The organism is bacterium, from assembly GCA_016873475.1.
Classification (GTDB): Bacteria; Krumholzibacteriota; Krumholzibacteriia; order JACNKJ01; family JACNKJ01; genus VGXI01.
Window position 1 is genome coordinate 1 of the sequence record VGXI01000135.1, and the last position, 9,170, is coordinate 9,170.

The following is a 9,170-nucleotide window of genomic DNA, read 5'->3' on the forward strand; positions in this document are numbered from 1 at the left end:
GAAAGTGTAGCCCCTGATGGGGATGTCTTGCTGGGCTGTGGCGTCAGGTGGGATCCGTGGGGGGCGCATGGGCTCCTGCGCAGCGCTGACGCAGGGGAGTCCTGGCAGGAGATCTCGGGCGACATGCCGCTCGCGGCGTACATCGGCGATGTGGCCATCGACCCTCTGAACTCACAGCATCTCTACGTTCGGCAGGGAGGCTACGGGGAGCCCGAGGACCCCGCGCTGGGCGTCTGGGAAACCATGGATGGTGGGCAGCACTGGGAGCAGATCCTCCAGGGCAACATCTTCGATCTCAGCCTGCCCCCCGACGATGCCGATGTGCTCGTAGCGGCGAGCGAAGACCCGGCAGTTCTCCTCACGCGAGACGGCGGGGACAGTTGGACGGACATCACCGGTTCCTTCCCCTGGTGGGAGGTGAGGTACACCGTCATCAGCCGCGCGGATGAGCGGATCTACATCGTTGCATACGCCGCCGATGGCCTTCTTGGTATGTGGGCCACCAACCTCGATCTCACAGGAGTGGATCAGGCGCCGCGCCCGGGGGCAACCCTGGCTGCGTACCCGAATCCCTTCAATCCGACGACGGCGCTCAAGTTCAGCCTGCGCGAGGAAGCCGCGGTGAGCGTGTTCGTCACGGATGTGCAGGGGCGGCGGGTGCGGAGCCTCGTGGTTCGGGAATCCAGGCCTGCCGGGGAGCAATCGCTCGCCTGGGACGGCCGCGACGATGCCGGCCGCGCGCTGCCGAGCGGCCTGTACGTCGCCCAGATCGAGGCCGCCGATGCGCGCGCGAGCTGCAAGCTGCTTCTGCTGAGATGATTCGGAGTGGCCGGTGTCTAGCCGGCTCTTGCCGCTGGCCCGTGTTGCGGGGTGCGTAGGACTCGATCTCAGGATAGCAGCCCGCTAGATGACCAGGCGCCCCCATGCGAGGGCGCCGGTTGGCAACAACAACTCAAGAGAGGTGTGGCGGCTCAGGAGACCGTTTCTGCAGCCGGCTTCGCCGAGCCGGTGGTAATATAGCGGTGCATGGACCGCGCCGCCAGTCGGCCGGCGCCCATCGCGAGGATCACCGTCGCGCCGCCCGTCACGATGTCGCCGCCGGCGAAGACGCCGGGCACGCTGGTCTCCATCGTCGTCTCGTCGACGACGATCGTGCCGCGCTTGCTCAAGCTGAGCTGCGGCTCGGCCTTGGTCATCAGCGGGTTGGGACTGCAACCGAGGGCGACGACCACGCTGTCGCAGGCCAGCTCGAACTCGCTCCCCGCGACGGGCACCGGCTTCGCGCGGCCGCTGGCATCCGGCTCGCCGAGCGCCATCTTCTGCACGCGCACGCCGCGCACCTTGCCCTTGTCGTCAGCGAGGATCTCCACCGGGTTGTGGAGCAGCATGAAGTCGATGCCCTCCTCCTCGGCGTGGTGGATCTCCTCGCCGCGCGCGGGCATCTCGGAGCGGCTGCGGCGGTAGAGCAGGGTCACCTTGTCGGGCTGCAGGCGCTTGGCCGTGCGTGCGGAGTCCATCGCCGTGTTGCCCGCGCCGACGACCACGATGTGCCGGCCGGCCTTGACCGGCGTGTCGTGGCGGGGGAAGTCGTAGGCGCCCATCAGGTTCACGCGGGTGAGGAACTCGTTGGCGCTGTAGACGCCGTTCAGGTTCTCGCCCGGGATGTTCAGGAACCAGGGCAGCCCCGCGCCCACGCCGACGAAGATGGCGTCGAAGCGCGCGCGCAGCTCGCTGAGGGGCTCGGGGGCGCCGGCCACGTAGTTGAGGTGGAGCTGCACGCCCATCTGCTTGAGCCCGTCGATCTCCTTGAGCAGGATCGCCTTCGGCAGGCGGAACTCGGGGATGCCGTAGAAGAGCACGCCGCCCGGCTTGTGCAAGGCCTCGAAGACGTGCACCTCGTGGCCGAGCTGGATGAGGTCGCTGGCCGCGGTCAGGCCCGCCGGTCCGCTGCCGATGATCGCCACCTTCTTGCCCGTGGGCGGCGCGGTCTCGGGCAGGGTCTCCAGATCGGGCTGGCTCATGTGCCAGTCGGCGACGAAGCGCTCCAGGCGCCCGATGCCGCCCGGCTCGCCCTTCTTGCCGAGCACGCAGTACATCTCGCACTGGTCTTCTTGAGGGCAGACGCGCCCGCAGATGGCCGGCAGGAAGTTGGTGGTCTTGATGCGCCGGTAGGCGGCCTCGAAGTCGCCGGCGGCGATGAAGCCGAGCGCGCCGGGGATGTCCACGTCCACCGGGCAGCCGCCCGTGCAGGGCTCTTTCTTGCACTGGAGGCAGCGCAGGGCCTCGTTGACCGCCTCTTCGGGGCTGTAGCCCAGGGGCACCTCGTTGAAGTTGAGGATGCGCTCGCTCGGGGCCTGCTCGCGCATCGGCGTCTTCTGCTTCTGCTTGTTGATGTTGCGCTTGGGCTTGTCGCCGTTCGACTTCTCGATGTCGCTCATCGTGCCCCCCCTAGCCTTGCCTGAGCAGGTTGCAGTCGTGTTCGCGGGCGCGCTCGTAGGCCGCCGTCTCGAGGTCCGTGTAGAAGGCGAGGCGGCTCATCAGCTCGTCGAAGTCCACCTGGTGGCCGTCGAACTCGGGGCCGTCCACGCAAGCGAAGCGGGTGACGCCGCCCACGGTCACCCGGCAGGCGCCGCACATGCCCGTGCCGTCGACCATGATCGGGTTCAGGCTCGCCTGGGTGGGCGTGCCGTACTTGGCGGTCGTCTTGCAGACGAACTTCATCATGATCACCGGGCCGATGGTGACGACCTCGTCCACCTTCTCGGTCTCGAGCAGCTCGGCCAGGGGCTCGGTGACCACGCCCTTCCTGCCGTAGCTGCCGTCGTCGGTGGTGACGATGAGCCGGTCGCTGAGCGCCCCGATCTCCTCCTCGAGGATCAGCAGCTCCTTGGTGCGGGCGCCGATGATGGTGATCACCCGGTTGCCCGCCTCCTTGAAGCCGCGCACCTGCGCCCAGACGACGGCGTTGCCCACGCCGCCGCCCACGCAGACCACGGTGCCGCGCCTTTCGATGTGCGTGGGCTTGCCCAGGGGGCCGACGAAGTCGAGCAGCGCATCGCCCGCCTCGAGGCGGTTGAGGTCGTAGGTCGTCTTGCCCAGTTCCTGGACGACGATCGTGACGCTGCCCCGCTCGGGGTGCGCCTGGGCGATGGTGAGCGGGATGCGCTCCCCGCTGTCCTGCACGCGCAGGATGATGAACTGGCCGGCCTTGGCTTTCTGGGCCACGGCGGGTGCCGCGATCTCGAAGAGCTCCGTATTGGGCGCCAGGGTCCGCTTGGCGAGAATCGTGTAGGGCATGCGCTCCCCCTGCTGGTGTCGCGTGGGCAGCCGCGGACGGGCGCCCACGCGGGCGTGCCGGCCGGGCCGAACCCGGGCAATGTAGGCAGGAGGTTGCCCTCAAAAAAGACCCAAAAGACCGGATTCTGCTGGGAATGCCCGGGGCTTGCCCGCTCAGTCGCGCTCGGGCGCCAGGGCGAGCAGCTCGTCGAGCAGCTCCTCCATGCTGGCACAGGCGGTCATCAGGCGGCGGCTGCGCAGCGAGTAGTAGACCTTCTGGCCATCCCGGCGGGCGGTGACGAGGTTCCGCCCGCGCATGAGGCCCAGGTTCTGGCTGACGGCGGCTTTGCGCAGACCGGTCAGCTCCACCAGCTCCCCGACGCTCTTCTCGCCCGTTTCCAGAATGTGCAAGAGCTGTACGCGCCGTGGGTTGCTCATGATCTTGCAGATCGCCGACTGCAGCTCGACAATCTTGGGGTCCTTCAGCATGCGCTGGGGTTGCATGGCCTGGCCTCGCCGCTGGGGTTGGCTGGAGTTTGTCTCATATCTCTGAAACCGTCAAGCGCCTCTTTCCAGAACTCTGCCGGCGGACGCGCGGACGTCGCGCAGGGCGAGCGCCAGGAAGACCAGCCCGAGTGCAATGAGCAGGCGCGGCGTGACCCGCTCGCCGAGCGCAACGACGCTCAGGGCGGCCGCCACCAGCGGCTGCAGGAAGATGAAGAGCGCCACCCGGCTCGCCTGCGTGCGCTTGACGGCCCACACGTTGAGCAGGTAGCTGGCCACCGTCGCGCCGAGCACGGTGAAGAGCATGGCGCCGACCAGCCCCGCGGTCAGGATCCGCGGATCGAGGGCCAGCACCTCGTCCAGGCCGTAGGCGCCCAGGCCCAGCGTGGCGAAGAAGAAGAGCACCGCCGTTGCCGCGAGCGTGTCTTCCTGGGTCATCACCTTGCGGGAGAGGGCGATGAAGAGCCCGTAGCTCGCGGCGTTCGCCAGGTTCAGGAGGTCGCCGCCGAGGGTGCTCGCGTCGAAACGCAGGCGATCGGCCTCGAGCAGGACGAGCACGCCCGCGAGCCCGAGCAGGAAGCTCGCGAGCTTGCGCCGCGTGAGCCGCTCCTGACCCATCGCCAGCGCGGCGAGCAGAGCGAAGGTCGGGATCTGCGTGTTCATCACGGCGGCGTGGCTCGCCGTGGTGCGCGCGAGCCCTTCGAGGAAGAGCGCCTGATTGAGGATGACCCCGAAGACCGAGCAGAGCGCCAGCCAGGCCAGCCGGCGCGGCGCCGGCAGGCGGCGCCTGAAGACGAGCGCCAGCGCGAGCAGCACGGCGAAGGCGCTCGCCGAGCGCAGGCAGGCCCAAGCGGCCGGGTCCATGGCGCTCACGATCAGCTTGGCGACGACGTAGTGCACGCCGAAGAGGAGCTGCACGGCGAGCAGCGCGAGGGTGACGGTCCAGGGATCGCGGAGCCGGGGCGCGGCAATCATGCCGCCAAGAAAGGGCCTTGCCGCCCGCGCGCAATGGCGCTATGCTCTGCCGCGTTCAGGGTCGGTGGTGACCCGCGGGCTCTCGCCCGAGGGTAGAATAGGGAAGCGCGGTGAGATGCCGCCACGGTCCCGCCACTGTGATCGGGAAGCCGCCACGGCGCCACTGGGAAACCGGGAAGGCGGCGGCTGCGAGGGCGAAAGCCCCCCGTAAGTCAGGAGACCTGCCCCGACCTGCGTTCCGACACTCTCGTGGAAAGGAGTGAGGGGCGTGCGCCTGCACGGTCTCCCCATCCATCATGCCGATCACGCGACGCCGCGCGCGCCGGGGGCCTGGCCTTCGCGCTAGCCTCTGCGCGCCCTTCCTGATCGCGGTCCTCGCCGGCGCCGGGCCCCTGCGCGCCGCAGGCGAGCCGCCGCCGTCGCCCGCGGCCTGGTCGCCGCTGGATACGATCTTCGCGCTACCTCCGGTCAGGGTCGAGGGCGACCCCGTGCGCCGGCGCCTGGTCGCCGAGCGCGAGACGCTGGCCCGCGCCGTCATCCTGCCCGCCGCGCATCCGCGCCGGCTCGCGGCGCCGGCGGCCCTGCTCGCCGAGCTGCCGGGGGTCGAATTGCGCAGCCTCGGCGGGCTGGGCAGCTTCAGCACGGCGAGCTTCCGCGGCTCGGGCGGCGAGGAGGTCGCGGTGCTGCTCGACGGCCTCGACCTGCGCAGCCCCTTCAGCGGCCTCGCCCTGCTGGACGAGCTGCCCCTGGTCGGCGTCGAGCGCCTGGAGGTCTATCGCGGCGGCGTGCCGGCCGAGCTCGGCGCGCTCGGCGCGGCAGGCGCGGTCAACCTCGTCACCGGGAGCGAGCGCGGGCTGCGCGCGACGCTCGGCACGGGCAGCTTCGGCACCCGGCGCGGCGGTCTCGCCCTCGCGCTCGGCGGTCCGGCCGGCGCGGAGTTCTTCCTCGCCGGAGGCGCGCTCGCGAGCGAGGCCGACTACCGCTACCTCGACCGCAACGGCACCGTCTTCAGCAACACGGCCGACGACACGCTCCGTCTGCGCGCCAACGCGGACCTCGCGGCCCGCGATCTGCTCGCGCGGCTCGCCTGGGCGCCGCGCGCCGGGCGCTGGGGCGGCCGCTGGAGGCTCGCCTACCGCTATCTCGCCCGCGAGAACGGCGTGCCCGGCACGGAGAGCCTGCCCACGCAGGCGACGCGCTCGGCGCGCAGCGGCCACGATGGCCGCCTCGCCTGGGAGAGCCCGCTCCTCGCGCGGCGCGTCCTGCTGGGCGCCGAGGCCACGGCGCGCCTGGGCTGGACGCGCTTCGTCAATCCGCTCGGCGAAACCGGGCCCTTCCTCGTCGCCGACGAGACGCGCGATCGCCTCGCCGCGCGCGGGGCGCTGGCGCGGGCGCAGCTCCTCCTCGGGCCGCTGCACCTCCTGCTGCGCGGCGAAGCGCGCGAGGAGCGCTTCCTGCCCGACAACCTGAACCCCGCCAAGCCCGAGAGCTTCGAGCGCGAGCGGAACGCGCGCCGCGGCGACGCCGAGGCGCGGCTCAGCCTCGCCGACGAGCGACTCCTCCTGCTCGCGGGCTACGGCAGGGAGCGACTCGCCGACAACTACTTCGGGCCGCCGCCCCTGCCCTGGCTGCCCGCGCTCCCCAAGCCCGAGCACCTGACCCGCGCGCGCAGCCGCCGGGCCGGCGCGAGCTGGCGCGCGCTGGCGCGCGGGGACGCGACGCTCAGCCTGCGCGCGAACGCCGGCGACCTCCATCGCGCGCCCAGCCTGCTCGAGCTCTTCGGGCAGGACGTCAGCGTGAGCGGCAACCCCGCGCTCCGGCCCGAGCAGGGCGCGCAGGCGGACGCCGGCCTTGCGCTCGCGCTGCGCCGCGGGGCTCTCGCGCTAGACGGCGAGTGCAGCTGGTTCCGCCGCGATCTCGCGGACGAGATCCTCATGCTGCGCAACAGCCAGTACTCCGTGCGCGCGGAGAACATCGGCGCCAGTCGAACGACGGGGCGCGAGACCTCGCTCGCCCTCGCCTGGCGCGCCCTGCGCGCGAGCCTCGCCGAGACGCGCCTCGCCGCGCGCGACCGCAGCGGCCTCGCCGCCTACGACGGCAAGCAGTTGCCCTACCGCAGCCCGCGGCGCCTGCACGCGCGCCTCGGCTGGGAGGGCGAACGCCTGGGTCTCTTCGCCGAGCGCGAGCGGCGCGCGGCGACCTTCTCGGATCGCTACAACGACTCCGACCGCCGCCTGCCCGCCGCGACGCTCTGGTCGGCGGGGATGAATCTGCGTCTCATTGGCAGCCTGACCCTTTCAATCGAGGGTCGCAATCTCGGCGACACGCGCGTCGAGGATCACCTGGGCTATCCCCTGCCCGGCCGCCACTGGCTGGCCGGTCTCACCTGGGCTCACGCCGCCACCACACGCTAGGAGCATCGATGCGCAACTCACTTCGCCTGCTCGCCGGTCTGCTCGCCTTCGCGGCGCCGGCCGCCGCCCAGCCCTTCGTGGGCGTCGTCTGCACGGACTACGTGACCGGCAAGTTCAGCGTCTGCGAGGCGGACGTGCCCTGGACGGCCACGCCCGACGTGGCGACGATCCACAGCGACGCCGTGGGCCGAGCGCACGGCGGGCGCGTCTACATCGTCAATCGCCTGGGCGCGGACAACCTGCAGGTGCTCGATCCCGCTCAGGACTTCGCCACCCTGCACGAGTTCTCCACCGGCACGGCGACGAACCCGCAGGGCGTGGCCTTCAGTCCGGATGGCAGCAAGGCCTACCTGCCGCGCCAGAATGCGGACGACGTGCTGGTGATGGACCCCGAGACCGGCGAGTGGCTGGACACGATCGATCTTTCCGCCTGGGCCGACGCGGACGGCTCCTGCGAGGTGGGCGACTGCATCGCCGTCGGCGATCGGCTGTTCGTGGCCATCCTGCGCCTGAACCGCAATCTCTACTGGACGCCGGTGGGGGACAGCTACCTCGCGGTGATCGACATGACGACGGACACGCTGGTGGACTGCGCGCCCGGCACGCCCGGCGTGCAGGCGATCGCGCTGGCGGGCAAGAACCCGAGCTGGGAGCTGTCGCGCGCGGGCGAGCTGATCCTGTGTAGCTGCGTTGGCTTCTACGGCCTGGCCGACGGCGGCGTCGAGCTGGTGGATCCAGCGGCGCTCGCGAGTCTCGGTTACTGCGTCACGGAGAGTGCGCTGGGCGGCGACGTCGGCGACGCAGTCTGGGTGAGCGAGACGCGGGCCTACGCGATCGTCACCGACACGAACGGGGTGACGCGCGTGAAGGCCTTCAACCCGAGCACGGGCGGCGGCGTCTGGGTGGTGGCGCCGGGCACGGGCTACGTCTACACGGACATGGAGCTGGACGCGGCGGGCGAGCTCTTCCTCGCCGATCGCACGCCGGGCGCGGAGGGCCTGCGCGTCTACCTGGCCGAGACGGGCGAGGCGCTGGGGCATCGGATCCCGGTGGGGCTCGCGCCCTTCGACGTCGTCATGCCCGCCGCGGGCACAGCTGCCGAGACGCCGCCGGCGCTCCTCGCGCGCCTGGACGTCTGGCCGAATCCCTTCAACCCGGCGGTGACGCTGTCTGTCGAGTTGCCCGCGGCCGGCCCGCTGGCGCTGCGGATCTTCGACGCGCTGGGCAAGCCGGTGGCCACGCTCGCGGAGGGCGTCCAGCCGGCGGGACGGCGGGAGTTCGTCTGGCGGCCGGAGGGCCTGGCGAGCGGCGTGTACCTCGCCCGCGCCGAGACGGCGGCGGGCGCGGCGAGCGCGCGGCTGGTGATGCTCAAGTGATCGGCGCAGCCGGGTGATGCGCGCGAGCGCTTGATACGGCCGGGCGGCAGCTCTGCTATACTGCGGCCATGATCTCCGCCGTGCTCGGCGCCCTATCGGGCTTCATCGCCGTCGCCCTCGGCGCCTTCGCCGCCCACGGGCTGAAGGCGCGCCTCGCACCGGACCTGCTCGCCATCTTCGAGACGGGCGTGCGTTACCAGTTCTACCATGTCGTCGCACTGCTCGCGGTGGCCTGGGTGCTCGAGCGGGGCAGCGGTGCGCGGCGCGCGCGGCGGGCTGGTGCTTCGTGGCGGGGACGCTGGTCTTCTCGGGCAGTCTCTACGCACTCGCGCTCTCGGGCCTGCGCTGGCTGGGCGCGATCACGCCGCTGGGCGGCCTCGCCTTTCTCGCCGGCTGGCTGCTGCTCGCCTTTTGCTTCTGGCGGCATCACTAGCCTTGAGCCCGGGATCGCAGCTTGGGTACTCACTCAATTCCATTCGGGTCAGAGGTCAGTTCCCCGGCGGATCTGCTCTAGCAGCCCGTGGCAGAACGCTCTCGCCACAAAATCGGGCTCGAGAGGACAACGACTTGCGGGCGCACTGCTGGGGCTGAGATGACTTACACCACGGGCTGCTAGGGCCATCTG

The 9,170-nt window shown here is 71.1% G+C and carries 7 protein-coding genes, 1 pseudogene and 1 riboswitch; of the genes and pseudogenes, 4 read left to right on the forward strand and 4 right to left on the reverse strand.

Going from position 1 to position 9,170, the window contains the following annotated elements; all coding sequences use genetic code 11:
• Positions 1 to 123: 123 nt before the first annotated feature.
• On the forward strand, positions 124 to 819 hold the full coding sequence (locus FJ251_10860; GenBank protein ID MBM4118219.1) for a T9SS type A sorting domain-containing protein: 696 nt from the start codon (positions 124 to 126) through the stop codon (positions 817 to 819).
• Positions 820 to 971: 152 nt separating this feature from the next.
• Here the strand turns inward: FJ251_10860 and gltA are convergent, their stop codons facing one another.
• The 4 genes from gltA to FJ251_10880 all read right to left on the reverse strand — a co-directional run bounded on the left by gltA (position 972) and on the right by FJ251_10880 (position 4,755).
• The gene (gltA, locus tag FJ251_10865; GenBank protein MBM4118220.1) at positions 972 to 2,438 is read right to left on the reverse strand and encodes an NADPH-dependent glutamate synthase; all 1,467 of its coding nucleotides are present in this window, start codon (positions 2,436 to 2,438) and stop codon (positions 972 to 974) included.
• Between the two features lie 10 nt (positions 2,439 to 2,448).
• Positions 2,449 to 3,297 (reverse strand): sulfide/dihydroorotate dehydrogenase-like FAD/NAD-binding protein, encoded by an 849-nt coding sequence (locus tag FJ251_10870; protein MBM4118221.1) that lies wholly within the window; start codon positions 3,295 to 3,297, stop codon positions 2,449 to 2,451.
• Between the two features lie 153 nt (positions 3,298 to 3,450).
• Positions 3,451 to 3,780 (reverse strand): winged helix-turn-helix transcriptional regulator, encoded by a 330-nt coding sequence (locus FJ251_10875; GenBank protein MBM4118222.1) that lies wholly within the window; start codon positions 3,778 to 3,780, stop codon positions 3,451 to 3,453.
• 54 nt (positions 3,781 to 3,834) lie between these two features.
• Positions 3,835 to 4,755: a DMT family transporter gene (locus tag FJ251_10880; GenBank protein MBM4118223.1), complete on the reverse strand. Its 921-nt coding sequence runs from the start codon at positions 4,753 to 4,755 to the stop codon at positions 3,835 to 3,837.
• A gap of 48 nt (positions 4,756 to 4,803) precedes the next feature.
• A riboswitch (cobalamin riboswitch) is annotated at positions 4,804 to 4,999 on the forward strand.
• Positions 5,000 to 5,051: 52 nt separating this feature from the next.
• Between FJ251_10880 and FJ251_10885 the strand changes: the two genes are divergently transcribed.
• From FJ251_10885 to FJ251_10895, 3 genes and pseudogenes are all read left to right on the forward strand, one after another.
• On the forward strand, positions 5,052 to 7,169 hold the full coding sequence (locus FJ251_10885) for a TonB-dependent receptor (GenBank protein MBM4118224.1): 2,118 nt from the start codon (positions 5,052 to 5,054) through the stop codon (positions 7,167 to 7,169).
• Between the two features lie 8 nt (positions 7,170 to 7,177).
• The gene (locus tag FJ251_10890; GenBank protein MBM4118225.1) at positions 7,178 to 8,545 is read left to right on the forward strand and encodes a T9SS type A sorting domain-containing protein; all 1,368 of its coding nucleotides are present in this window, start codon (positions 7,178 to 7,180) and stop codon (positions 8,543 to 8,545) included.
• A 68-nt stretch (positions 8,546 to 8,613) separates the two neighbouring features.
• Positions 8,614 to 8,978: pseudogene (locus FJ251_10895) on the forward strand (DUF423 domain-containing protein).
• Positions 8,979 to 9,170 lie beyond the last annotated feature (192 nt).

Excerpts from the sequence above, each read along its gene's own strand:
- FJ251_10860 (MBM4118219.1), top strand. The coding sequence starts at position 124 with ATGCCGCTCGCGGCGTACATCGGCGATGTGGCCATCGACCCTCTGAAC.
- FJ251_10880 (MBM4118223.1), bottom strand. The coding sequence starts at position 4,755 with ATGATTGCCGCGCCCCGGCTCCGCGATCCCTGGACCGTCACCCTCGCG.
- FJ251_10885 (MBM4118224.1), top strand. The coding sequence starts at position 5,052 with ATGCCGATCACGCGACGCCGCGCGCGCCGGGGGCCTGGCCTTCGCGCT.
- FJ251_10890 (MBM4118225.1), top strand. The coding sequence starts at position 7,178 with ATGCGCAACTCACTTCGCCTGCTCGCCGGTCTGCTCGCCTTCGCGGCG.
- gltA (MBM4118220.1), bottom strand. The coding sequence starts at position 2,438 with ATGAGCGACATCGAGAAGTCGAACGGCGACAAGCCCAAGCGCAACATC.
- FJ251_10870 (MBM4118221.1), bottom strand. The coding sequence starts at position 3,297 with ATGCCCTACACGATTCTCGCCAAGCGGACCCTGGCGCCCAATACGGAG.
- FJ251_10875 (MBM4118222.1), bottom strand. The coding sequence starts at position 3,780 with ATGCAACCCCAGCGCATGCTGAAGGACCCCAAGATTGTCGAGCTGCAG.